This window comes from Aestuariibius violaceus (assembly GCF_040779325.2).
Lineage (GTDB): Bacteria > Pseudomonadota > Alphaproteobacteria > Rhodobacterales > Rhodobacteraceae > Aestuariibius > Aestuariibius violaceus.
Genome location: NZ_JBFONT020000002.1, coordinates 58,038 through 81,309, shown reverse-complemented (window position 1 = coordinate 81,309; position 23,272 = coordinate 58,038). Strand labels below are relative to the sequence as shown.

General features: G+C 65.5%; 27 protein-coding genes and 1 other RNA gene. 16 read left to right on the top strand and 12 right to left on the bottom strand.

Going from position 1 to position 23,272, the window contains the following annotated elements:
- Nucleotides 1-95 precede the first annotated feature (95 nt).
- From AADZ90_RS07540 to AADZ90_RS07530, 3 genes are all read left to right on the top strand, one after another.
- Nucleotides 96-335 (top strand): DUF1127 domain-containing protein, encoded by a 240-nt coding sequence (locus AADZ90_RS07540; protein ID WP_367311836.1) that lies wholly within the window; start codon nucleotides 96-98, stop codon nucleotides 333-335.
- A gap of 127 nt (nucleotides 336-462) precedes the next feature.
- Entirely contained in the window at nucleotides 463-1,200 is a 738-nt protein-coding gene (locus tag AADZ90_RS07535; RefSeq protein WP_367311837.1) for a Bax inhibitor-1/YccA family protein, read from the top strand.
- 73 nt (nucleotides 1,201-1,273) lie between these two features.
- Nucleotides 1,274-1,735, top strand: coding sequence for a cupin domain-containing protein (locus AADZ90_RS07530; protein WP_367311838.1), 462 nt, complete (start codon nucleotides 1,274-1,276; stop codon nucleotides 1,733-1,735).
- Here AADZ90_RS07530 and AADZ90_RS07525 read toward each other — a convergent pair.
- From AADZ90_RS07525 to AADZ90_RS07485, 9 genes are all read right to left on the bottom strand, one after another.
- Nucleotides 1,725-2,237: a GNAT family N-acetyltransferase gene (locus AADZ90_RS07525; protein WP_367311839.1), complete on the bottom strand. Its 513-nt coding sequence runs from the start codon at nucleotides 2,235-2,237 to the stop codon at nucleotides 1,725-1,727. The genes AADZ90_RS07530 and AADZ90_RS07525 overlap by 11 nt on opposite strands.
- 188 nt (nucleotides 2,238-2,425) lie before the next feature.
- Nucleotides 2,426-2,593, bottom strand: coding sequence for a 50S ribosomal protein L33 (rpmG, locus tag AADZ90_RS07520; protein ID WP_010441901.1), 168 nt, complete (start codon nucleotides 2,591-2,593; stop codon nucleotides 2,426-2,428).
- Nucleotides 2,594-2,702: 109 nt separating this feature from the next.
- On the bottom strand, nucleotides 2,703-3,104 hold the full coding sequence (locus AADZ90_RS07515) for a PAS domain-containing protein (protein ID WP_367311840.1): 402 nt from the start codon (nucleotides 3,102-3,104) through the stop codon (nucleotides 2,703-2,705).
- A gap of 130 nt (nucleotides 3,105-3,234) precedes the next feature.
- An RNA gene (gene rnpB / locus AADZ90_RS07510) (RNase P RNA component class A) lies at nucleotides 3,235-3,604 on the bottom strand.
- A gap of 8 nt (nucleotides 3,605-3,612) precedes the next feature.
- Nucleotides 3,613-4,356: an N-acetylmuramoyl-L-alanine amidase gene (locus AADZ90_RS07505; protein ID WP_411997020.1), complete on the bottom strand. Its 744-nt coding sequence runs from the start codon at nucleotides 4,354-4,356 to the stop codon at nucleotides 3,613-3,615.
- Nucleotides 4,320-5,045, bottom strand: coding sequence for a hypothetical protein (locus AADZ90_RS07500; protein ID WP_367311842.1), 726 nt, complete (start codon nucleotides 5,043-5,045; stop codon nucleotides 4,320-4,322). The genes AADZ90_RS07505 and AADZ90_RS07500 overlap by 37 nt, the downstream gene beginning before the upstream one ends.
- 44 nt (nucleotides 5,046-5,089) lie before the next feature.
- Nucleotides 5,090-6,577, bottom strand: coding sequence for an Asp-tRNA(Asn)/Glu-tRNA(Gln) amidotransferase subunit GatA (gatA, locus tag AADZ90_RS07495; protein WP_367311843.1), 1,488 nt, complete (start codon nucleotides 6,575-6,577; stop codon nucleotides 5,090-5,092).
- Complete coding sequence (gene gatC / locus AADZ90_RS07490; RefSeq protein ID WP_367311844.1) at nucleotides 6,574-6,861, bottom strand: Asp-tRNA(Asn)/Glu-tRNA(Gln) amidotransferase subunit GatC; 288 nt, start codon at nucleotides 6,859-6,861, stop codon at nucleotides 6,574-6,576. The genes gatA and gatC overlap by 4 nt, the downstream gene beginning before the upstream one ends.
- Nucleotides 6,862-6,891: 30 nt before the next feature.
- Nucleotides 6,892-7,551, bottom strand: coding sequence for a ceramidase domain-containing protein (locus AADZ90_RS07485; protein WP_367311845.1), 660 nt, complete (start codon nucleotides 7,549-7,551; stop codon nucleotides 6,892-6,894).
- A 129-nt stretch (nucleotides 7,552-7,680) separates the two neighbouring features.
- On the opposite strand from AADZ90_RS07485, the gene AADZ90_RS07480 reads away from it, so the two are divergent.
- Nucleotides 7,681-8,904 carry a bifunctional alpha/beta hydrolase/OsmC family protein gene (locus AADZ90_RS07480; protein ID WP_367311846.1) on the top strand — a complete coding sequence of 408 codons (1,224 nt, stop codon included), beginning with the start codon at nucleotides 7,681-7,683 and terminating at the stop codon, nucleotides 8,902-8,904.
- Between the two features lie 170 nt (nucleotides 8,905-9,074).
- On the opposite strand, the gene AADZ90_RS07475 is transcribed toward AADZ90_RS07480, so the two are convergent.
- A complete protein-coding gene (locus AADZ90_RS07475) occupies nucleotides 9,075-9,680 on the bottom strand; it encodes a biotin transporter BioY (RefSeq protein WP_367311847.1) in 606 nt (201 codons plus the stop codon).
- A 61-nt stretch (nucleotides 9,681-9,741) separates the two neighbouring features.
- Complete coding sequence (locus tag AADZ90_RS07470) at nucleotides 9,742-10,173, bottom strand: DUF6314 family protein (RefSeq protein ID WP_367311848.1); 432 nt, start codon at nucleotides 10,171-10,173, stop codon at nucleotides 9,742-9,744.
- A 75-nt stretch (nucleotides 10,174-10,248) separates the two neighbouring features.
- Between AADZ90_RS07470 and purB the strand changes: the two genes are divergently transcribed.
- The 11 genes from purB (at nucleotide 10,249) to AADZ90_RS07415 (ending at nucleotide 18,382) form a co-directional block, all read left to right on the top strand.
- The gene (purB, locus tag AADZ90_RS07465; protein ID WP_367311849.1) at nucleotides 10,249-11,568 is read left to right on the top strand and encodes an adenylosuccinate lyase; all 1,320 of its coding nucleotides are present in this window, start codon (nucleotides 10,249-10,251) and stop codon (nucleotides 11,566-11,568) included.
- A gap of 63 nt (nucleotides 11,569-11,631) precedes the next feature.
- A complete protein-coding gene (locus AADZ90_RS07460) occupies nucleotides 11,632-11,790 on the top strand; it encodes a hypothetical protein (protein WP_367311850.1) in 159 nt (52 codons plus the stop codon).
- A gap of 238 nt (nucleotides 11,791-12,028) precedes the next feature.
- Nucleotides 12,029-12,670 carry an SRPBCC domain-containing protein gene (locus tag AADZ90_RS07455; RefSeq protein WP_367311851.1) on the top strand — a complete coding sequence of 214 codons (642 nt, stop codon included), beginning with the start codon at nucleotides 12,029-12,031 and terminating at the stop codon, nucleotides 12,668-12,670.
- Nucleotides 12,670-13,002 (top strand): ArsR/SmtB family transcription factor, encoded by a 333-nt coding sequence (locus AADZ90_RS07450; protein WP_367311852.1) that lies wholly within the window; start codon nucleotides 12,670-12,672, stop codon nucleotides 13,000-13,002. The genes AADZ90_RS07455 and AADZ90_RS07450 overlap by 1 nt, the downstream gene beginning before the upstream one ends.
- 736 nt (nucleotides 13,003-13,738) lie before the next feature.
- Nucleotides 13,739-14,812 (top strand): flagellar motor switch protein FliG, encoded by a 1,074-nt coding sequence (locus AADZ90_RS07445; protein ID WP_367311853.1) that lies wholly within the window; start codon nucleotides 13,739-13,741, stop codon nucleotides 14,810-14,812.
- 65 nt (nucleotides 14,813-14,877) lie between these two features.
- Entirely contained in the window at nucleotides 14,878-15,372 is a 495-nt protein-coding gene (locus AADZ90_RS07440; protein ID WP_367311854.1) for a ClbS/DfsB family four-helix bundle protein, read from the top strand.
- 44 nt (nucleotides 15,373-15,416) lie between these two features.
- Entirely contained in the window at nucleotides 15,417-15,752 is a 336-nt protein-coding gene (locus AADZ90_RS07435) for a ScnB-like protein (protein WP_367311855.1), read from the top strand.
- A complete protein-coding gene (locus AADZ90_RS07430; protein ID WP_367311856.1) occupies nucleotides 15,749-16,027 on the top strand; it encodes an SH3-like domain-containing protein in 279 nt (92 codons plus the stop codon). Before AADZ90_RS07435 ends, AADZ90_RS07430 begins: the two co-directional genes overlap by 4 nt.
- Nucleotides 16,027-16,644 (top strand): nitrile hydratase subunit alpha, encoded by a 618-nt coding sequence (gene nthA / locus AADZ90_RS07425; RefSeq protein ID WP_367311857.1) that lies wholly within the window; start codon nucleotides 16,027-16,029, stop codon nucleotides 16,642-16,644. The genes AADZ90_RS07430 and nthA overlap by 1 nt, the downstream gene beginning before the upstream one ends.
- Nucleotides 16,641-17,537: a DMT family transporter gene (locus AADZ90_RS07420; RefSeq protein ID WP_367311858.1), complete on the top strand. Its 897-nt coding sequence runs from the start codon at nucleotides 16,641-16,643 to the stop codon at nucleotides 17,535-17,537. Before nthA ends, AADZ90_RS07420 begins: the two co-directional genes overlap by 4 nt.
- Nucleotides 17,492-18,382: a lysophospholipid acyltransferase family protein gene (locus tag AADZ90_RS07415; RefSeq protein WP_367311859.1), complete on the top strand. Its 891-nt coding sequence runs from the start codon at nucleotides 17,492-17,494 to the stop codon at nucleotides 18,380-18,382. Before AADZ90_RS07420 ends, AADZ90_RS07415 begins: the two co-directional genes overlap by 46 nt.
- An 88-nt stretch (nucleotides 18,383-18,470) precedes the next feature.
- Here AADZ90_RS07415 and AADZ90_RS07410 read toward each other — a convergent pair whose 3' ends face one another.
- The gene (locus tag AADZ90_RS07410) at nucleotides 18,471-22,094 is read right to left on the bottom strand and encodes a hydantoinase B/oxoprolinase family protein (RefSeq protein WP_367311860.1); all 3,624 of its coding nucleotides are present in this window, start codon (nucleotides 22,092-22,094) and stop codon (nucleotides 18,471-18,473) included.
- A 195-nt stretch (nucleotides 22,095-22,289) separates the two neighbouring features.
- Here AADZ90_RS07410 and AADZ90_RS07405 point away from each other — a divergent pair, with 195 nt between their 5' ends.
- Entirely contained in the window at nucleotides 22,290-23,270 is a 981-nt protein-coding gene (locus tag AADZ90_RS07405; protein ID WP_367311861.1) for a TRAP transporter substrate-binding protein, read from the top strand.
- Nucleotides 23,271-23,272 lie beyond the last annotated feature (2 nt).

Sequence of the window (23,272 nt, the reverse complement as noted above, 5' to 3'; positions counted from 1 at the left end):
CAAACATTCATTTCTCAAATGACATGTCCACCCCTAGATATCAAGCATCCCGATTAAAGGCCGCGATAGCATCACGATTTGGAAAGGATAGACAGATGACCGCCGCAACTCCAGCCGTCCGCCGCAACACCATGGGTGGCAGACGCACAACCGCCCTGCCCACCCTCGGCTCCGCCGTTGAATGGCTGATGCTGGCCATCCGCGTCAGCAACGAACGCCGCAACCTCGCCGGCCTCAGCGATGAGCGGCTGGCAGACCTCGGCCTGAGCGCCCATGATGTCCAGCGCGAGACGCGCCGGGGCTTCTGGGATCTTCCCCTGAGCCGTCATTCCTGAAAAATCCCCGGATTTCCCGTCGCCTGCGTCCCAAAGGCACCTTGAAATCCGGGGCAATCCCGCCAATCTTCCATCAGGAGTTCCCGTCCGTCCCGGCCGGGCCACGATAAATCCTTTGGAGGAACCGATGGCAGAATACGCGAACGTCCGGTCCACGACGGCCGGCATCCGCACACAGGAAATCGACCAGGGCCTTCGCGCCCATATGAACAAGGTCTACGGGCTGATGTCCGCGGCGCTCTTCGCATCTTTCGCGATCGGCTATGTCGTCAGCGCGACGCCCGCACTCATGAGCCTGATCTTCGGCACGCCGCTTTTCTACGTGGTCGTGTTCGGCCCCCTCGCCTTTGTGCTGATCAGCAGCTTCGCCTTTGAACGGCTGAGTGTCGCGGCGCTCAACGGTCTCTTCTGGGCCTATGCCGCGCTGACCGGTGCGTCGCTTGCGATGATCTTCGCGATGTTCGCGACAACCGACATCATCACCGGTCTGCTCTTCACGTCGGTCGCCTTTCTTGGCCTGACGCTGACGGGCTACACGACCAAGCGGAACCTTGGCCCGATCGGTCAGGTCGGCATCATGATGGCCTGGGGTCTTGTGGCGATCGGTATCGGCTCGATGTTCTTCGGCGGCATGGGTGACGCGATGTTCATGCTCTTCAACATCGCCATCCTCGGCGTATTCGCGGTGCTGACGGCCTACTCCACACAGGAGATCAAGAACACCTATATCGAGGCCCGCACCGTCGGTGGCCCCGAAGCGGACATGTTCCTTGAAAAAGCCGCGATCATCGGTGCGCTGCAGCTCTACATCTCGTTCATCGCGATTTTCCGGTCGATCATGTATATCTTCATGCCCCAAGAGTAAGTAAGGCAAATCGTTTGACCGAAGGGCCGCGCATTGCGCGGCCCTTTTTCGATCCAGACTGGAGAAGAACCGAATGCCCAAGATTACCGAAGCCATGGTCAAGCGGGAAAGCCACGACGACCCCGATGACCCCTGTGGCCCGGTCGAGATCCTGCGCTTCAGCGATACCGGCGGCCTCACCCAGTTCGGCGCAAACGTCGAGATCCTGCCGCCAGGTTCCGCCTCCTCCGTCAAACACTGGCACGCCGAAGAGGACGAGATGGTTTACATTCTCTCCGGCGAGCTCCTCCTGCATGAAGACGATGAAACGATCCCCCTCCGGGCCGGCGACGCAGCAACCTTCAAGGCCGGAGATCCGAAGGCCCATTGCCTTGAGAACAAGAGCACCGCGCCTGCCCGCTATCTTGTGATCGGCACGCGAAAGACCGAAGAGCGCATCACCTATCCTGATCGCGATCGCATCCTGCACCGGGGCGAGAGGTCCCGATGGACCGATCTTGCAGGCAACGCCGCTGACGATCCGTTCAAGACGTGATCTGCGACCGCATCGACACCGCCGGAAAGCTGATCCCCGGCCGCAGCGGCACGTCGATCTCCCCCCGTACACGAAATCCCTGCGCCTCGTAGAACGGCACGGCCATCCGTGTGCTCAGGCAATCCAGCCGCGCGATCCCCCTTGCATCCGCCTGCCCCTTCACGGCCATCATCAAGGCCGAGGCGATGCCGCGCCGCACATGGGACGGGTCGACCGCGAAATGCCGCACATGTCCGCGCGTCCGTTTCAACTCGCCCCCCTGCGGGGCCGAGAAGCTCCAGCCGCCTGCGCCCAGAAGGGCGCCGCCTGCATCCTCGGCAACGAAGAACTGCCCGCTCCGCATCAAGCGCGGCTGGGCCCGCGCCAGAAGCGGAACAGCCGTGACGTAGACCGATGGGGGATAATGCGCCTTCAGCAACGCGGGGTAGCTGCGCCGGTAAAGCGCATCGAGCGCCGCAAGATCCTTGGGCGCCGCAATGCGTATCGTGATCGTATCGGCCATTGGTCGAGCCTATCACGGCCCCCGCAAAAGTCATGCCCGAAAGGACGGAGGGTCGACCGTGGCGCGGCGCAGGCAAAGCTTGCCCGGGGCAACTTCAGTGAAAAGCGGGGATTTGTCGAAGAGAACCTGCCAAATGAAAACCGCGCCGGATTGCTCCGACGCGGTCTCTGTCCCTCGAAAGGCGAAGATTACTTGATCTTGCCTTCCTTGTATTCCACGTGCTTGCGCGCCACCGGATCATATTTCCGGATCGTCATCTTCTCCGTCATCGTCCGCGCGTTCTTCTTCGTCACATAGAAGTGGCCCGTGCCCGCGGTCGAATTCAGACGGATCTTGATCGTCGTCGGTTTCGCCATGTCGTCTCGCTTTCCGGCCCGTCCGCGGCTTGCGTCCCGGGCGTGTCATCTCTCGGTGAAGCCCGCCTTTTACTGCCGGGTCCGAGGCTGTCAACCGGAAACCCTTGGCTCAGGGGGCCACGCGCGACACCATCAGGACCGACTCGGTCTCGCCTGCCAGGTTGATGATCGGTGACAAGGTGATGTCCCACATCCGCGCCGCCCGCCCGGCCTTCAGACGCACCAGTTCCCCCGACACGGCGCGGCGAAACCCGGTTTCCAGCGCGCTTCGGTCCGCATCGGGCCACAGGTCCCACCACGCCCGGCCCGAGACGCTCTCGGTGGCGTCGATCTCCATGGTCCGGTGCCCGGCCTGGTTGAGGAAACCGACCCGCCCCTCCACGTTCAGGATCGCCACCGCATCGGGGCAAGCCCGCAGAAAGGCAAGGGTGAAGCCAGGCGCAACAACGTCGATATCGTCGACGGCGCGGGCCTCCGCTCCAATCGCTTGCGATCTGTGCCGACTGGACATCACCAGACCCTTCCAACAACTGGGTGACTGAAACACCCCCTTGGGCGATCTGCCGCCACCCAATACAACTCAAACGCTTTAAATTAGGGGGCGAACCCTCGAAGAGTCAAAGCACATCTTCGAGGGTGGAACGCACGGATGGCCTGTAAGCCGGATTCTGTCCTCGGATTGCTCCGATGGATGATCATTCATCTGGAACCGCTGTTACCAGCGGCCCTCAAGCTGCCAACCCGGACCTCTCGGGCTGAAGCCACCCTGCCCGAAGGCGCGAGGTCCCTATTTGGCATTGCTCCCGGTGGGGCTTGCCGTGCCGGTCCGGTTGCCCGTCCCGCGGTGGGCTCTTACCCCACCGTTTCACCCTGACCCCGGATCAGGTCCGGGGCGGTCTGTTTTCTGTGGCGCTATCCCTCGGGTTGCCCCGGCCGGGCGTTACCCGGCACCGCTGCCTCATGGAGTCCGGACTTTCCTCGGGCGAAGCCCGCGATCATCCGACCATCCGTGCAATGTTTCACGTAACCACCGCCCGCGCCTGCGTCAATCCGCCCGCGGGATGGCGCTCCGCCAGATCAGCCATGATCGCCGCGTCTCGCGCATCGAGCGGCCCCCGCGCCCAAGGCCGGAACCGCAGCCTGACGGCGCCGAGCAGCAGTTCTTCGGTCAGATTCGGCGAGTAGCCGAACCGCACGGCATCCTCGGCGAACCGCTCCGGATCGCCCTCGGGCCGATCGTCTCCAGGCCAGACCGACAGCCCGGCATAGGCAAGCCGCCGCCAGTCGAAACGTGGGCCGGGATCCGACTTCCGGCCCGGCGCCATGTCGGAATGGCCGATCACCGCCTCCGGACCCAGACCGTGACGCGTCAGCAGATCGACAAGCAGCGCCTCCAGCCGGTCCATCTGCGGCGCCGCGAACGGATGCGCGCCCCTATTGGCAAGCTCGATCCCGATCGAGGCCGAATTTACGTCCGTAACCGTCCCCCAGGCCCCTGCCCCCGCATGCCAAGCGCGCACGTCGTCCGCGACAAGCTGGGTACACGCGCCGCCCTCCGAAATCAGGTAATGCGCGGAAACCTCCGCCTCCGGATCGCAAAGCCGCTCGCGGGCCGCTTCACAGCTCTCCATCGCAGTGTAGTGCAAAACGATGAGCGAGATCGCGGCGCCATCCCGCCGCTCTCCGAAATTCGGCGATCCACCAGGGATCGGCAGAAGCTCTCGGCTCAGTTGCGCACCGCCCGGAACGGCGCCGGATCCCAGCCACATGCATAGCCGTCCCCGTCCGGATCGACACCCAGCCGGTCACGCTCTGGCCCGCCCGCAGCCAAAAAGGCTTGCTGCGCCTGGTCCGGCGCAAAGAACTCCGCGCAGGCCCGCGCCTGCCGGTTCTCACCGGCGAAAGGCGACCGGCTATAGATCTGCTGCCCCTTCGGGTGGGAGGTGCTGAGGGCGAATTCCACGATGTTCGGCCCGCCGGCCGCTGCCCGCTCGGGCACCGGTGTCGGCTGGATCACGCGATAGGCCGCGGCCTGCCGCTGGCGGCGCTGCGCATCGCTTTCGATCGTTTCGCGGTCCGACACCGCTTCGAAGTCCTGCTCGTCCGAGATCCCACTCGACGCGATCTGAACGTCGACACCGACGGTCGACGCCCCCCGCCCGTCGCCCAGCGCATCGCGATCCGCGCCGGTTCCGGACGACGCACCGATCCCCGCTGCGGCCAACTCGCTACTGGAAATCGCCCCCGCACCTGCCGCAGGCTGCGTCTCCGGCGGGACGACGACCTGCGCCGGGCGCACCGGCCCGCCCCGCAACTCGCTCTCGCGCTGCAGACGCGCCGCCTCATATTCCTCGTAGCTGCCGAAGCCTACGCCCTGCCGCGTCGCCTGCTGCCCCGCCGGCGCACATGCCGACAGCGCCAGCACCGCCGCACAAATGATCTGAAGTCTCACGTCAACCCTGCCCATACTGCTTGTGGTGCTTCGTTTTGCGAAGACTACCACCACTTCTGTGGTTTTTCCACAAAACCCGCCGCCTGCTCCAGACAATAAGCCGTGTTGAGCAGATCGCCCTCCTCCCAAGGCCGCCCGATCAGTTGCAGCCCCAGCGGCAGCCCCTGCCGGTCAAGTCCCACGGGCACCGCGATCCCCGGCAGGCCGGCAAGGTTCACCGTCACCGTGAAGACATCGTTGAGGTACATCTGCACCGGATCGTCCGACGCCGATCCCAATTCGAACGCCGCCGACGGCGTGGCGGGTGTCAGGATCGCATCGACGCCCTCGGCAAACACCTTCTCGAAGTCGCGCTTGATCAGCGCCCGCACCTTCCGCGCGCGGTTGTAATAGGCGTCGTAGAATCCGGCCGACAGAACATAGGTCCCGACCATCACCCGCCGCTTCACCTCGGCCCCGAAGCCCTCGGCCCGCGTCTTCTCGTACATCTCGGTGATGCCATCGCCCTGGCTCAGCTTCGCGCGATGCCCGAACCGCACCCCGTCGTAGCGCGCAAGGTTCGAAGACGCCTCGGCGGGCGCGATCACGTAGTAGGCAGGCAGCGCGTATTTCGTATGCGGCAGAGAGATATCGCGGAGCTCCGCCCCTGCATCCGCCAGCATCTCGCGGCCCTTCGTCCAGAGATCCTCGATCTCCCCCGGCATCCCGTCCATCCGGTACTCTTTCGGGATGCCGATGACCTTGCCCCGGATATCGCCGGTCAGCGCTGCCTCGAAATCCGGCACCGGCAGATCAGCAGAGGTCGAATCCATCGGATCGTGCCCCGCCATCGCCCCCAGCAGGATCGCGCAATCCCGCACGTCCTTCGCCATTGGCCCCGCCTGGTCGAGGGACGACGCGAACGCCACGATCCCCCAGCGCGAACACCGCCCATAGGTCGGCTTCAGCCCGGTGATCCCCACGAACGCCGCGGGCTGCCGGATCGACCCGCCGGTATCGGTCCCCGTGGCGCCAAGGCACAGCCGCGCGGCCACCGCCGCGGCGGAGCCACCGGACGACCCGCCCGGCGTCAGCGCCGCCTCTGAATTCCCGGCCCGCCAGGGGTTCACCACATCCCCATAGGTCGATGTCTCGTTGGACGATCCCATGGCGAACTCGTCCATGTTCAGCTTGCCCAGCATGACCGCGCCCGCCTCGAACAGCTGGCGCGTGACGGTCGATTCGTATTCCGGCCTGAACCCGTCGAGGATGGCCGACGCCGCCTGGCTCGGCACACCCTTGGTGCAGAACAGATCCTTGATCCCCAGCGGGATCCCGCACAAAGCGGGGGCCTCATCGCTCCCTTTCAGTCGCTCATCGGCCGCCTTCGCCTGCGCCCGCGCGATCTCGGGCGTCTTGTGGACCACGGCGTTCAGCGCCTCGGCCGCCTCGACGGCGTCCAGACACGCCTCAGTCAGCTCCACCGCGCTCAGCTCGCCCGCCCGCAGCGCGTCCCGCGCGGCGGCAATCGTCAGATCCGTCAGATCGCTCATTCCACCACCTTCGGCACCGCAAAGAACCCTTCCCGCGCATCGGGCGCATTCGCCAGCACGGCTCCCTGACGGTCGCCATCCGTCACCACATCCTCACGCCGCTTCAGCCGCATCGGCGTGACGGACACCATCGGCTCGATCCCCTCCACATCCACCTCTTCCAGCTGCTCGATGAAATCGAGGATCGCCGAGAATTCTCCGGCCAGCGCCGGCAGATCGTCCTCCTCCACGCGGATCCGGGCGAGCTTGGCGACCTTCCGCGCCGTCTCGATGTCGATGGACATTGTGGCTCCTTTCGCGACTGCGGGCCGGGTCTAGACCCGCGCCCCGCCCCCCGCAACCCTGTGACGGCGGTAAACCTCGATCATCCAGCCCAGCATGATACCGTTCAGGATGTGCCACCAGTAGTGGGTGCCGATCGGCTTGACGTCGCAGAGGGTCTCATCAAGCGACCGCAGCGTGATCGACAGGCTCAGGATCGCCCCGCCGATGACGAACCCCCGCGCCGTTTCCGGATACCTCCGCCAGAGCGCGGGGCCGTAGAGAAACAGCAGGATCGGCACCGTCCAGTAGAAGTTCGAGATCGCGAAGAACGGCAGCTGGTTCGCCACCGAAACGACGGCCCAGGCATAGGGAAAGAACAGCAGGACCGCGACCAGCGCCTGCCACAGCTTGAGGTTCAGCACATGCCAGTGAACGAGGAACAGATAGACCAGAATGAAGATCCCGATCGGGATCGTGTCGGCCATCGCCGCCCAGACCGTGGCATAGGTGTGGAACAGAAAGCTGCCGACCCCGATCGCGAACAGGATCACGCTCAGCACCCGGCCCCAGACCACCCCCTCGGTCCGGCGCCACATCCAGAGCGCCGCGAGGATGAAGGCCGCATTCGTCACCGCGTTGATCGGCTCCGCCCAAAAGGTGAAATCCGTCCGCTCGCAATAGCCGTCGATCTGCTCGAAAAGCGATTCCATGGCGGCGAGGCTACCCCCTGCCCCGCGCACCACAAGGGGTGGATGTTACCGCCCTCTCACCATCCCGTCAGGCCCCTTGCCGCCCCCCCGCCGCCTCGCCACCTTGGCCCCAGCAGAGGAGCCCACCCCATGCCCACCGAAAAGCTCACCTTCGCCGGCCATTCCGGCGACACGCTCGCCGCCCGCCTCGACCTCCCCGACGGGCCGCCCAAGGCAACCGCGCTCTTCGCGCATTGCTTCACCTGCTCAAAGGACATCCCCGCGGCCCGCCGCATCTCGGCGCGCCTCGCCGCGCTCGGCATCGCGGTCCTGCGCTTCGACTTCACCGGGCTCGGCCATTCGAAGGGAGAGTTCGAGAACACCAACTTCACCTCCAACGTCGCCGACCTTCGCCTCGCGGCTCAGGCGCTCGCCGATCGCGGCCTCGCCCCGCAGCTCATCATCGGCCACTCGCTTGGCGGTGCGGCGGTGCTCAAGGCCGCGCCCGAGATCCCGTCGATCAAGGCTGTGGTGACGATCGGCGCCCCGTTCGATCCGGAGCATGTGACGAACAACTTCCGCGACCAGTTGCCGGAGATTATCGAAAAGGGCATCGCCGAGGTCAAACTGGCGGGCCGCCCTTTCCGCATCAGCTCCGACTTCCTCGAAGACGTGTCGAAAGGCCAGCTCACGCCAGCGATCTCGGGCCTCAAGGCCGCCCTCCTCGTCCTCCACTCCCCCGTCGACCAGACCGTGGGGATCGAGAACGCCTCCGAAATCTTCCTCGCCGCGAAACACCCCAAGAGCTTCGTCACCCTCGACAAGGCCGACCACCTCGTCAGCGACCACGCCGATGCCGACTACGCCGCCGATGTCATCTCGGCCTGGGCCACCCGCTATCTGGACCTCTCGATGACCGATGATACGTCCGCCCCGCCCGATGGCGTCGTCCGCGTGTCCGAGGTCAGCGCGGACGGCTTCCTCCAGACGGTCCAGAGCGGCCCGCACAGCTTCCTCGCCGACGAACCGCCCGGCGTCGGCGGCACCGATCGCGGCCCGACGCCCTATGATCTGCTCTCGGCCGCCCTCGGCGCCTGTACTGCGATGACCATCCGTATGTATGCCCGCCACAAGGGCCTGCCGCTCGACGGCGTCAGCGTCGATATCCGCCACGACAAGACCCATCTCAAGGATGCTGAAGAAGACTGCATAAAGAACGGCGACGCCCGCGCCGACCGCTTCACGCGTCAGATCACGGTGAAGGGCGATCTGGACGAGGCGCAGCGACAAAAGCTCTTGGAGATTGCCGACAAATGCCCCGTCCATCGCACGCTGGAACGCAGCTCGGCGATCGAAACCAAGCTAAGCGACTAGGCCGGGAAGCGCCTGCCTGGGTGGGCGCCCAGTCGAAACGCTGCAAGCTGCGGGTCACCCGCACAACGCCGAACCGCAGAAACAACTGAAACCTTGAAAGCGCCTGCCGGGGGGCAGGCAGGCGCTGCCCGGCCGGGGGCCGGGCCTACGAAAGACGGCGATGCTAAGCGTTAGCGCCGCGCGTCGCCCACCAGCTTCCACAGCGCCGGGAAGAGCAGCGCCGCCAGCGCCAGCTTCAGCGCATCGAAGACGAGGAAGTTCGTCATTCCCCACTGCATCACCCAGGCCAAGCCACGATCCTCGAGGAACAGATACGCCATCCACGGCACCCCGAAGAGGTAGATGATCGCGTTGCCGATCAGCATCGCCAGGGCCATCCGTCCGACGCTCCGGTCCCATCCGGCGCGGGCCAAGGCCCCCATCGCGCCGGCCGCCACCGCAAAGCCGACAAGATAGCCGCCCGTCGCGCCCAGCATGTAGGAAAGCCCGCCGACCTCGGCGCTCGACCCCGTGAACACGTCGAAGCCAAGCGCCCCCACGGCCAGGTAAGCAACCAACGTCACCAGCCCCAGCCGCATCCCGTAGGACGCCCCGATCGACAGCACCACGAAGGTCTGCAGCGTTGCCGGCACGGGCCACATCGGCACCTTGATCTTCGCCGCGATCGCCAGCGCGGCAACGCCCAAGGCCACCAGCAGAACCTGCTTCGCGATCCGCACCGCGCCTTCGTCGCCAAACGTCTCGACCAGCACCCGGTCGCGTCCCATCACAGCCATTGAGCGGCCCTCCATCCGTTGTTTCACCCTGTTTGCCTCGCCCCACGCGAAGCCGCAAGGCTCAAACCGGGCGCGACAGCAGCGCGGCCGCGCTGTAATCCTTGTGCGGGCCCGTCACATGCCAGGTCAGCGACCACGCCTCCGGAAGGTCGAACCGGTAAAGCCCGCGATAGCGATCCTGCCCGCAAAGATGCTCTGCCTCCGCCGCGAGGGCCGGTTCGAACGCATGAAAAGCCGACCCGTCCGCATAGCGCACATCGACGAACCCGCGCTCCATCCGCCAGCGATAGACCCGCTCCCCGGCCAGCGGCCCCCAGGGCGCATCCCGCCACTCCCCGCTCTCGCGATAGACCAGCCCGTCCGCCGCCTCGCAGAACTCGACTTCCCCGACGAACGCCATATCCGCGCCCAGCAGCCGGTCTTCCACGCGCTTTTCCAGCCGCCACCGCCCGGGCAGCCCCCGCCGCAGATCCTCGACCGTCAGCTCAGCCATCCGCTTGTCCCCAAACGCTCCGCTCCGTAAGACCCCGCCCTAACCGGCACGCCCACCCGAATCCAGTGAGGTCCCATGATCCCCCGCTATTCCCGCCCCGACATGGTCGCCATCTGGTCGCCCGAGACCAAGTTCCGCATCTGGTTCGAGATCGAGGCCCATGCCTGCGACGCGATGGCCGAGATCGGCCTGATCCCGCACGAAAACGCTCAGGCCGTCTGGAAAGCCAAGGACGTCGAATTCGACATCGCCCGCATCGACGAGATCGAGCGTGTGACCAAACACGACGTCATCGCCTTCCTCACCCACCTTGCCGAAATCGTGGGCAGCGATGAGGCGCGCTTCGTCCACCAGGGCATGACGTCATCGGACGTGCTCGACACCGCGTTCAACATCCAGCTCACCCGCGCCGCCGACCTCCTGCTGGCCGATATGGACGCGCTGCTCGAGGCGCTCAAACGCCGCGCCCATGAGCACAAGATGGATATCTGCATCGGCCGCTCCCACGGGATCCACGCCGAGCCCACGACGATGGGCCTGAAATTCGCCCGCTTCTACGCCGAGATGGACCGCGCAAAGGCCCGCCTCGAAAGTGCCCGCGCCGAGATCGCGACCGGCGCCATCTCCGGCGCCGTCGGCACATTTGCCAATATCGCCCCCCAGGTCGAAGCCCATGTCTGCGACAAGCTCGGCCTCACGCCCGAACCCATCTCGACCCAGGTCATCCCCCGCGACCGCCACGCGATGTTCTTCGCGACCCTGGGCGTCGTCGCCTCCTCGATCGAGAATATCGCGATCGAGATCCGCCATCTGCAACGCACCGAAGTGCTCGAGGCCGAGGAATACTTCTCCCCCGGCCAAAAAGGCTCCTCGGCCATGCCGCACAAGCGCAATCCGGTCCTGACCGAAAACCTCACCGGCCTCGCCCGCCTCGTCCGTATGGCCGTCACCCCCGCGTTGGAGAACGTGGCCCTCTGGCACGAACGCGACATCTCGCATTCCTCCGTCGAACGCATGATCGGCCCCGACACGACCGTCACGCTCGACTTCGCCCTTGCTCGCCTCACCCAGGTCATCGACAAGCTCGTCGTCTACCCCGACGCGATGATGGACAACCTCAACCGCCACCGTGGCCTCGTCCATTCCCAGCGGATCCTCCTCGCCCTGACCCAGAACGGCGTCAGCCGCGAGGACGCCTATGCCATGGTCCAGCGCAACGCGATGAAGGTCTGGGAACACGGCGCCGATTTCATGGCCGAACTCAAGGCCGACCCCGATGTCACCAAGGCGCTGACCGATGCCGAGATCGAGGACAAGATCGACCTCGCCTACCACACCAAGCACGTCGACACCTTGTTTCACAGGGTCTTCGGCGACACTCCGTCGCAGGATTAGGGTTTGACCCAAGGTCAACCCGCGTTACCCTTCGTCCATCAGCCAGACAGGGAGACGCCTTCCATGACCAAGACCCTCCTCGCAACGACTGTCCTGTTCCTCGCGCCCGGCCTCGCGATGGCCCAGGGCTGCAACTACACCAAAGAGCAGCAGGCCATGTCCTGCGCCGCAGGCTCCGCCTACGACGAAAGCACGCGCACCTGCGTGCCGACGACGAGCTAAGCGCGCCCACCTGAATTTCGATGGCCCTGCCGATAAGGCGGGGCCATTTTCCTATCCGGACCAATGTTAGGCGTGACGGCCAATGCCGCGTTCGCTCAATCCGCGCCCAAATGTCGGCAGAGAGCCCATTTTGCATGATGCTACATGCTGCACGAATGTCGGCGCTGGTGAGCGCCAACTTGATCATATTAGGGAAACATGATATTAGTGGTGGCTAATATACTTGTGCCTGGGGAGTATGATCATAGATTTCGAGAGAGCGTTTGGTGCTGACATTCGCGAGGTCGGCAAACGTGAGCGCGAAGGCCGCCCCACGCACTTGGTTCGCGCCTCTCGCACCTACCGGACCAGTCAGGCCGACCTATGGGCTGCAATCACCGAAAAACAGCGGATAGAACGCTGGTTCGGTAACGTCTCCGGCGACTTCAACCTCGGTGGGCGGTTTTCCATCGAGAACAACGCAGACGGCGACATCATCTCCTGCGATCCTCCGAATACTTTGGCCCTCACTTGGGAGTTTGGCGGAAACAAGAGTTGGGTCACTGCGACGATCCAAGATGTGGAGGACTGCGTGCTGTTGACGCTTGAACACGAACTTCCGACTGACGAGGAAAGCGAAGCGCATTGGGAAAGATACGGTCCCGGCGCAACAGTTGTTGGCTGGGAAATGGCAATGCTGGGTCTGGACGGCCATGTGCAAACGAACGGCCAAAGTGTGATTGAGGCGGGTCAGGTATGGGCAGAGGGAGAAGACGGCAAGAACAGGTTGCGTTCTTGGGCTGAGGCTTGGGGGAAGGCCCATGCCGAGCATGGCACGCCCATGAAGATCGCGATGGAAACTGCCGCTCGCACCGCAGACTTCTACACCGGAGAAGAGTGATGCACGCTTTCGATGTTCTGTCGGACACCGTTCGGCGACGCACGCTGGAGCTGATAGCCCAGGAGGAGCATGCATCAGGAGAAATCGTTAACGTCATCGAAGCTGAATTTGGCATTTCGCAATCAGCAGTTTCACAGCATCTTCGTATCTTGCGCGATGCTGGATTTGCACAGGTGCGCAAAGACGGTGCGAGACGGTGCTATTCGATTGATCCAACAGGCTTCGAGGATGTTCAGGGATGGCTTGATCAGCTTCGTCGCTATTGGGATTCCAAGATGGAATCTCTTGCGACCGAGATCGAGCGAGGCAAGCGTTCCGGCACGGCAAAGTAGCTGTTGTCGGCTCAAAAGCGGCCACTGGAAGCGCTATGACGAACGGCCGCAAAGTCCGCACTTCGGCAATTGATCGTATTGCATGAATAGGCCCAGCCGGCTCACGTTTGCCCGGCGGAACAGACCGATCGACAACAGCGTCCCCCCGTCGGCAATCATCCGTAGGATGGGTGATGTCACCCATCCCGCCACCTGACCACTCTTCCTCAGCCGTTCCGGCCTCGAGCCGGGACCTCCACTTTGAAGAAGCGCTGCCACGCGACCCACGCCATCCGCCTTCCCCGGCCGCCCCTGCGCCGTCCCGTCATCGTCGGACTTGATCCGAGGATCTCCCGGCCCGGTGAGACCCGCGAAAGGGTGTGCTTCGGCGCACCGACTAAGCTGGAAACAAGCCGGCCATTCGCAGAATTGTCCAAACTGTTGCGCTGCACCGCAGCAGAACGCATCATTAGCCGGCCGATGTTGCGTCCACCCCTCCGACGTGATGCCGACGTCATGCCGCCCGGATGCCGCATGGCCGTATTTGCTGTCCAAACCTGCGTTAACACCTGATTCGCGGCTTCTCCCCGTCACACTCCGCGCGGCCCGCCGCCCGGTGGACCAATCTCTCCGTAACATCTGTGGCACCCCCACTGGGCCACGCTTCGGTTGGCGCCGGATCGCATATCCGTAAAGCCTTCCTTTACCACCCTCCGGCTAAAGCTCGCAGGTCCGCCCCGCTAGACGGAGACCTGCCATGAGTGTCGCAGACACAGCCCCGCCCGAAACCACACCGGCACCGCCCGGGCCGCCACCGCTCCTGTCGCTCTCCCGGCGCCAGAAAGCGGCGATTGTCGTCAAATGGCTGATTGCCGAAGGCGCCGATTTCTCACTCCAGAGCCTCACGACCGACGAACAGCTTGCCCTGACCGAAGCAATCGCCGACCTGCGCTCGATCGACAAGGCGACCCTGAAAAGCGTGGCCGAGGAATTCGCCTCGGAACTCGACGCGCTCGCCATCAGCTTCGGTGGCGGCGCCCGCAACGCCCTCAACCTCCTCGACGGCCGGATCAGCGACGACACCGCCCGCGCCTTCCGCACCCGCAACGCGCTCAACGACCGGATCGACCCCTGGGATCGCCTGCGCGCGCTGGAACCTGAGGATCTGCTCCCCATCCTCGAACGCGAAGGGGTCGAGATCGGAGCGGTTCTGCTCTCCAAGCTGCCCGTCAAGAAAGCGGCGGCGCTTCTTGGCCTCGTTCCCGGCGACCAGGCCCGGCGGATCACCTATGCCGTCTCCCAAACCTCGGGCATCACGCCGCAGGCCGTCGCCCGGATCGGGGAAGCGCTGGCGCGGCAACTCGACGACATCCCACCGCGCGCGTTTTCGGGCGAACCGGTCGACCGGATCGGCGCGATCCTCAACTCCTCCCAGGCCATCACGCGCGAAGACGTCCTCGGCGGCCTGACGGAAGAAGACGAGGTCTTCGCCACCCAGGTCCGCCGCACGATCTTCACCTTCGCCGACATCGCCGACCGGCTCGAGGCCAAGGATATCCCCGCGATCCTGCGCGAGGTCGACAACGACACACTCGTCATCGCCCTCACCTTCGCCAAGACGACCGACGGGAAAGAGGCGGCGTCAGCCGACTTCCTGCTCGACAACATCTCCCAGCGCATGGCGGGCCAGCTCCGCGACCAGATCGAAGAGGTGGGCAAGATCGCCCCCGCCGATGGCGAGGCGGCGATGACCGACGTCGTCGATGCCATCCGCGCCCTCGCTGCGGGCGGGGAAATCACCCTGCTCGAGGAAGAAGACGCCGACACTTGATCCCCGTCAAGGCCACCCGCCTAACCCTGCCGCATCCTCGCCCCGAACCACCTGCGGAGAGGATGATGCCGGCGATCACCAAGAAAGACCTCCTGACCCTGTCGGAAAAGGAATACGCTAAGCTCAGCAAACTGATTGCTGTCATTCCGGAAGACGCGGCCCTTGTGAAGGACGAGGACGATACGTCGATCAAGGATGTGATCGCCCACCGCGCCCACTGGATCGATCTCTTCCTCGGCTGGGAGGCCGATGGCCGTGCCGGCAAAACGGTCCATTTCCCCGCCGAAGGCTACAAGTGGAACGATCTCAAGCGCTACAACGCAGACCTACGGCAGAAGCAGGCCGGTCTCGATTGGAACGCAGCCAAGTCCATGCTCGACGACCGCTACAAGCTGCTCATGGAGCGCATCGAAAGCCTCTCCGAAAAGGCGCTTTACGGCGGCCCCATGCCCGGCGCCAAGAACAATTGGACAGCAGGCCGCTTCGCTGAAGCCTCTGGCGCAAGCCACTTCCGTTCGGCCGGGAAATACATCCGCGCCCGCCTGCGCGCCGCCGCCTGAGGCGGCGATGGACACGCCCCCGCGACCCGCCTAGGCTCTGCCTCATGGCGGGCAGCACACCGAAATCCTGGCACGACATGGGCGGCGACGCCGCTGGCCCCGTCGTGCCCGACGACCACGATCACGCGCTCTGGGAAAAGCGGGTCGACGCGCTCCTCGTCCTCTGCGCGGGCAAGGGCCTCTTCACCGTCGATGCCCTGCGCGCTGCCCTCGAAGAGCTGGGGCCCGACGCCTTCGAGACGATGAGCTACTACGAACGCTGGATCGCCGCTGTGAACCGCAACCTGATCGGCCGCGGCACCTACACGACGGCAGAGCTTGCCGCGAAGATGGAACAGGTCGCCGCACGCGGCCCCACCTATGGCGAGGCCGCGAAATGACCGATTTCGCCCCCGGCGATCCCGTCCGCGTCCGCGACTGGCACCCGCCCGGCCATGTCCGTACACCGGCCTATCTGCGCGGCCGCAGAGGCGAGGTTGAGCGCCGCCTTGGCCCCTTCGGCAACCCCGAACAGCTCGCCTACGGCCTGCCCGCCGACACGCAGCCGCTCTACCGCGTCCGCTTCACCATGGCCGAAATCTGGGGCGACCGCGCCGAAGCCCCCGCCGACACGCTCGAAGCGGAAATCTACGCCCACTGGCTGGAGCCCGCCTGATGCCGCACGACCATCACGCCCCGCCGCGGCCCGACAACGACGAACCGCTCACCTACTGGCAGAGCATGGAGATCGCCGTCCGCGAGCTCCTCATCGAAAAGGGCGTCACGGACGCCACCGAAATCGCCCAGGCCATCGACGCGATGGATGCCCGCTCTCCCGCCGACGGCGCCAAGGTCGTCGCGCGCGCCTGGTCCGATCCCGCCTTCAAGGCGAGCCTCCTGAAAGATGCTTCCGCCGCCTGCCACGGAATGGGCTTCGATATCGGCCCGATGCACCTCATCGCGGTCGAAAACCGCCCCGGCCTCCACAACGTCGTCGTCTGCACCCTCTGCTCCTGCTACCCGCGCTACCTGATCGGCCCGCCGCCCGACTGGTACAAATCTCGCGCCTACCGCTCGCGCACGGTCCGCGAACCGCGCAAGGTGCTGGCCGAATTCGGCGTGACGCTGCCTGAAGCCACCGAAATCCGCGTCCACGATTCCACCGCTGACATGCGCTATATCGTCCTGCCAGAACGCCCCGCCGGAACCGATGACCTGACCGAAGAAGCACTCGCCGCCCTCGTCACCCGCGACAGCATGATCGGCACCGGCCTGCCGCGACAACCGGAATGAGCCCGACCGCCCGCGGCATCCTGATCTTTCTCGCGGGCGGCTTGATGTTCACCTGCATGGACCTGATGGCCAAACTCCTGGCCGAGCGTGTCCACCTCCTGCAGACCCTCTGGTTCCGCTACGTTGTGCAGGTCGTGATCGTCACGCTCATTATCCTGCCCCGGTTTCGCAGCGTCCTGCGCACCCGCTATCCCGGGCTTCAACTCCTGCGCTCCGTCTTCCTCTTCGCCGCTTCGGCCTTCTTCTTCGCGAGCTATCTGGGGCTGGAGCTCACCGAAAACATCGCCATCGGCCAGATCGCCCCGCTCTGGCTGACCCTTGGCGGCGCGCTCTTCCTCGGCGAAAAGCTCGGACGCGCCCGCCTGCTCGCCGTGTTCGTCGGCCTCACAGGGGCGCTGATCATCATCCGGCCCGGGACAGAAGCGTTCACCGCCTGGGGCCTTCTCGTCATCGCCGGCACGCTTTGCTACGCTGGCTACGCGCTGACCACGCGCTTCGTCGGCAGTGACGAGGATGTCTGGACCTCGCTCTTCTACGCCCCCCTCTTCGCGATGGTGATCCTCAGCGCCGCCGTCCCCTTCGCATGGCAGCCGCTCATCCCCTCCGACTGGCCGTTCCTCATCGGCATCGGCCTCTTCGGCGCGGCGGGCCAGCTTTTTCTCATCCGCGCACTCAGCCTGGCCGAGGCGGGTGTGCTGGCGCCCTTCTTCTACGCGTCCTTCCTCTGGGCGACGCTCCTCCAGCTTGCCGTCTTCGGCCTCTGGCCCGACGCGGCGACAGTCTTGGGCGCGCTTGTGATCGCGGGGGCCGGTCTCTATGTCTGGCACCGCGAGACGAGGGCGGCGAAATGGGACAGTTCCGGCAGGACGAAGGCGGCGCCGCCCACTGGCTGACCGACCGCGCGGCGCGCAGCCTGATCTGGACCGCCAAGCGGCTGCCCTACGCCACCCGAACCACCCTCCTCGACACGACACTCCGCCACGTCCTCGGTCCGATGGCCGGCTTCCGTCGCCGCGCGCTCGATCACCTGGCCTATATCTATCCCGACAGGCCCGAGGCAGAGCGCCGCGAGATCGCCGACGCCGCCCTCGGCAATGCCGGCCGCACGCTGATCGAGAACTATTCCCACAAGGGCCTGCGCGCCCAGGCTGGCGCCGCGCCGATCACCGGCGACGGTCTGCCTGCCATCGAACAGGCTCGCGCCGAGAACCGCCCCGTCATCTTCGTCACCGGCCATTTCGGCAATTACGAAGCCCCCCGCCATGCGCTTGATGCGAAAGGATTCACAATCGGCGGCCTCTACCGCCCGATGGCCAACCCCTTTTTCAACGCCCATTACGCCCGCACGATGGAGCGTGTCTCGGGGCCCGTCTTCGAACAAGGCCGCCGCGGCACAGCGGGCTTCGTCAAGCACCTGCGGGACGGCGGCATGGCGACGCTCTTCTTCGACATCTGGTCGCGCGAAGGCGCTGTGATCAACTTCCTCGGTCAGCCCGCGCCCACGAGCCTTTCCGCCGCCGAGATGGCGCTGAAATACGATGCGCTCATGGTGCCCTATTTCGGTATCCGCCAGCCCGACGGCCTGTCCTTCGAGATCGCGGTGGAGGCGCCGATCGCCCGGACCGATCCGGTCGCAATGATGGAAGAGGCCACCCGCCGGCTCGAGGCCCGCATCGCCACTCATCCCGGCCAATGGTTCTGGTTCCACCGCCGCTGGAAACCCCACCGCAAGCTCTGAACAGGCAGGATTTTCTAGAAAATCCTGAAACCCAAATCCTTCTAGAAGGATTTGCCCGGTCAAAATTTTCTAGAAAATTTTGCGTCCCTCACCCTGCCCCGAAGCCGCCTGCGGTGGGCGTGATGACGGTGATCGTCTCGCCAGCGTCGAGGATAGTCTGATCGCAGGCGCGCAAGGTCTCGACCCGACCGTCGCCGCGCCTCACCTCGGTCCGCCCAACCTCACCATCGCCGCCGCCCTCGAGGCCCCGCGGCGGGATCCTTCGGTGCGAGGACAGGATCGCGCAATCCATCCGTTCCAGAAACCGCAGACGCCGCTCCGTCCCGTCCCCCGCAGGATACGCGCCCCGCCCACCTGAGCCTTTGCGCAACCCGAAACGCTCCAAAAGCACCGGAAACCGCATCTCCAGTACCTCCGGATCGGTCAGGCGGGAATTCGTCATATGGACATGGACCCCCGACGTCCCCGCAAAGCCGCGACCGGAATTCGTCACCCCGGCGGGCGAGCCCGAGCAGATCGTCTCGTAATACTGATAGGTCTCGTTGCCGAAGGTCAGGTTGTTCATCGTCCCCTGGCTGTTGGCGATCACGCCGAGCGCCCCGAAGATCGCGTTGGTCACGTGCTGTGACGTCTCGACATTGCCGGCGACGACCGCGCGCGGGTACTCCGGGCGCAGCATGCAGCCCTCGGGGATCACGATGCGAATCGGGCGCAGGCAGCCGGCATTCATCGGGATCGGCGCCTCGACCATCACGCGGAAGCAATACAGCACAGCGGCCCGCGCCACCGGTTCGGGGGCATTGAAGTTGTTGTCGGTCGCAGGGCTCGTCCCGGTGAAATCGACCACCGCCTCGCGCGCCTCGCGGTCGACGGTGATCTTCACGCGGATCGCCTGGCCGGTATCGGTTGGATACTCGTACGCGCAATCCTCGAGCCGCCCGAGCAACCGCCGCACCTCCTCGGCGGCATTGTCCTGGACGTGGCCCATATAGGCCTGCACGGTCTCCAGGCCGAACTCGCCCACCATCCGTCGCAGCTCCGCCGCGCCACGTTCGTTCGCGGCGATCTGGGCTTTCAGGTCGGCGATGTTCTGGTCGGGATTGCGCGCCGGGTAGGGATGGTCGGTCAGCAGGTCGCGCAGCGCCTCCTCTCGAAAACTCCCCTCCTCGACCAGCACGAAATTATCGAACAGCACGCCTTCCTCGTCGACCGTCGTGGCCAGCGGCGTCATCGACCCCGGCGCGGTCCCGCCCACATCGGCGTGGTGCCCCCGGCTTGCCACCCAAAAGAGGATCCCGGCGGCGGCGTCATCGAAGACCGGCGAGACGACCGTGATGTCCGGCAGATGGGTTCCACCGTTATAGGGCGCGTTCAGCGCAAAGACGTCGCCGGGCCGGATCTTCCCTTCGTTCAGGCGGATCACCGTCTCCACACTGCGGTCCATGGATCCCAGATGCACCGGCATGTGCGGCGCATTCGCCACCAGCGCACCGTCCGCATCGAAGACCGCGCAGGAAAAATCGAGGCGCTCCTTGATGTTCACCGAATGCGCCGTGTTCTGCAGCGCCACGCCCATCTGCTCGGCGATGTTCATGAAAAGGTTGTTGAAGACCTCCAGCAGAATGGGATCCGCCTCGACCGTCCCCGCGGCCGAGGTGCGCGCCATCTTCTCATGGCGCCGCATCAGGATGTCGTCCCGCGCGGTCAGCTCCGCCGTCCAGCCGGGTTCGACGACGATTGTCTGGTTCGGCTCGATGATCAGTGCGGGGCCGGTCATCCGGTCGCCGGGTGTCAGACCCTCCCGCCGGAAGACGGCCGCCTGCACCTCTTTGCCGTTGCAGAAGACCGGCACGGTCTGGTTCGAGGCCGCTTTCCGCGCCTCGACCGCGCCCTCCGCAGCCGGGCCGGTTTCGCGGGCCGCTTCCGTCATCTCGACCTCGACCGTCTCCACGGTCACCGGCTTGCCCGGGCTGACAAAGCCGAACTGCGCCTTGTGCGCCGCCTCGAACTCGTCCCGCGCCGCCTCGGCGTCCCCATCCCACGTCACGGGAAGCGCCGTATCCGTCCCCTCATAACGCAGATGCAGCCGCGTCACAGACGCAGCCGTACCCGCATCGATCCCCTGCTCGGACAGCTCTGCGCCCACGGCCTTCTGCAACTCCGCCTCCAGCGCCGCGATGGCGTCAAGACTGCCCGACCCCAACGGCTCCACCAGCGCCTGCTGGCGGCTGGCCGCCACCGTGGCGCGCCCGATCCCGTAGGCCGACAGCAGCCCGGACAGCGGATGGATCAGCACAGCCTCCATCCCCAGCGCATCGGCGACAAGGCAGGCATGCTGCCCCGCCGCGCCGCCGAAGGCGTTCAGCAGATACTTCGTCACGTCATAGCCGCGCTGGACGCTGATCTTCTTGATCGCGTTGGCCATGTTCTCGATCGCGATCGTCAGAAAGCCCTCGGCCACCGCCTCGGGTGACTTGCTCTCCGCCGCCGCGATCTCGGCGAACTTGGCGCGGACGACCTCGGCATCGAGTGGCTCGTCCTGCCCGGGCCCGAAGACCCGCGGAAAGAACTCGGGCCGTAGCTTGCCCAGCATCACGTTCGCATCCGTTACCGTCAGCGGGCCGCCCCGGCGATAGCAGGCCGGCCCGGGATCGGCGCCTGCCGAATCGGGCCCCGCCCGGAACCGGCCCGGATCCGCATGCAGGATCGACCCGCCGCCCGCGGCCACGGTATGGATGCGCATCATCGGCGCCCGGATCCGCACGCCCGCGACCTCGGTATCGAAGGCACGCTCATAATCGCCCGCGAAATGCGCCACGTCGGTCGAGGTGCCGCCCATGTCGAAGCCGATGACCTTCTCGAACCCCGCATCGCCCGCCGTCTCGACCATGCCGACAACGCCGCCCGCGGGGCCGGACAGGATCGCATCCTTGCCCTGAAACCGCTCCGCCGCCGTCATCCCGCCGGAGGACATCATGAATTGCAGCGTCGGCCCATCCTCCGTCGCGGGGGTCGCGCCCAAAGCACCGGCCACCCGCGCGACGTAGCGGCCCAGGATCGGCGACAGGTAGGCATCGACCACCGTCGTGTCGCCGCGACCCACCAGCTTGACCAGCGGGCTGACCTCATGGCTGACCGAAACCTGGGTGAAGCCCATGCCGCGCACCATCTTTGCCAGCGCCGCCTCGTGATCGGGGTTCTTCCAGGAATGCATCAGCACGATCGCGACCGCGTCGATCCCGTCAGCCCGCGCGGCCTCAAGCTCTGGCCGCAGCGCCTCAGCCTCCAAAGGCAGCTCGACCGATCCGTCCGCGCGAAACCGCTCCTCCACCTCGATCACACGCTCATACAGCTGTTCGGGCAGCACGATTTCCTTGGCGAAGATATCGGGCCGCGCCTGGTAGGCGATCCGCAACGCGTCACGGAACCCCCGCGTGATCAGCAGCAGCGTCCGGTCGCCCTTCCGCTCCAGCAACGCGTTGGTCGCGACCGTCGTGCCCATCTTGACCGTGCCGATCCGCGCCGGGTCGATCTCTCCGCCCAGCAGCCGCCGGATCCCCTCGATCGCCGCGTCCTCATAGGCCTCCGGGTTCTCGGACAACAGCTTCAGGGGGCGCATCTCGCCGCCCGGCTCGCGCCCCACCACATCGGTGAACGTGCCGCCGCGATCGATCCAGAAATCCCAGCGTTGGGGCGCGGTGGCATCTGTCATGGCGATCTCCCTGCAGGCAGCTTGCCTGTTTTCCCGGCATTCCACAGCGGCAACAAGACCCGCCACGGCAAACGATGACATTTTGTTGACAAATTGCCGATGAATGGTCAACCTCTTCCTTACGCCGGGTCAATCAAGAATCCGGACGAACCCGCCCGGCCAGCCCGGGCCGACCAACATCGGGAGATCCGACCCATGACCCTTTCGCTCCGCCGCCTGGCGCTTGCCACCGCACTGACAGCCCTCGCCCTTCCCGCCGCCGCGCAAACCGCCTGGGACATGCCGACGCCCTATGGCGACACGGTGTTCCACACCCAGAATATCAGCCAGTTCGCCAATGACGTGCGCGAGGCGACGGATGGCCAGCTCGACATCACCGTCCACTCCGCCGGATCGCTCTTCGGCCATCCCGAGATCAAGGATGCCGTCCGCCGCGGCCTCGCCCCGATCGGAGAAATCCTGTTGTCGCGGCTCGCCAACGAAAACCCGGTCTTCGAGGCCGATTCGATCCCCTTCCTCGCCGATGGCTATGAGGACGCCAGCGCCCTCTGGGCCGCCTCCCGCCCCGCGGTGGAACAGCTTCTGGCGGACCAGGGCCTGACGCTTCTCTACGCCGTGCCGTGGCCCGGCCAGTCGCTCTACTTGACCGAAGAGGTGACAGATCCCGCCGCCCTGCAGGGCGTCAGCTTCCGCGCCTACAACACGGCGACCGAACAGCTTGCCAACCTGCTCGGCATGGTCCCGACCCAGGTCGAGGCGGGCGATATCCCGACCGCTTTCGCGACAGGACGCGTCTCGGCGATGATGACCTCGCCCTCGACCGGCGTGTCATCGCAAGCGTGGGACTTCACCTCGGTCTTCGTCGACGTGAATGCGTGGCTGCCGAAGAACGTCGTCTTCGTGAACACCGACGCCTTCGAGGCGCTGCCCGAGGATCAACAGACCGCCCTGATGGAGGCCGCAGCCGCCGCCGAAGCCCGCGGTTGGGAAATGTCCGAGGCGGAAACCGCGACTCAGACCGCCGCGCTGGCCGATAACGGAATGTCGGTGGTGCAACCGTCTGACGCGCTAGCCACGGCGCTGGCGGAGGCGGGGGAGACCATGACCGCCGAATGGCTCGAACGCGCTGGCGCGGCAGGCACCGCCATCCTCGAAGCCTACGAAGCGGCGCAGTAAAC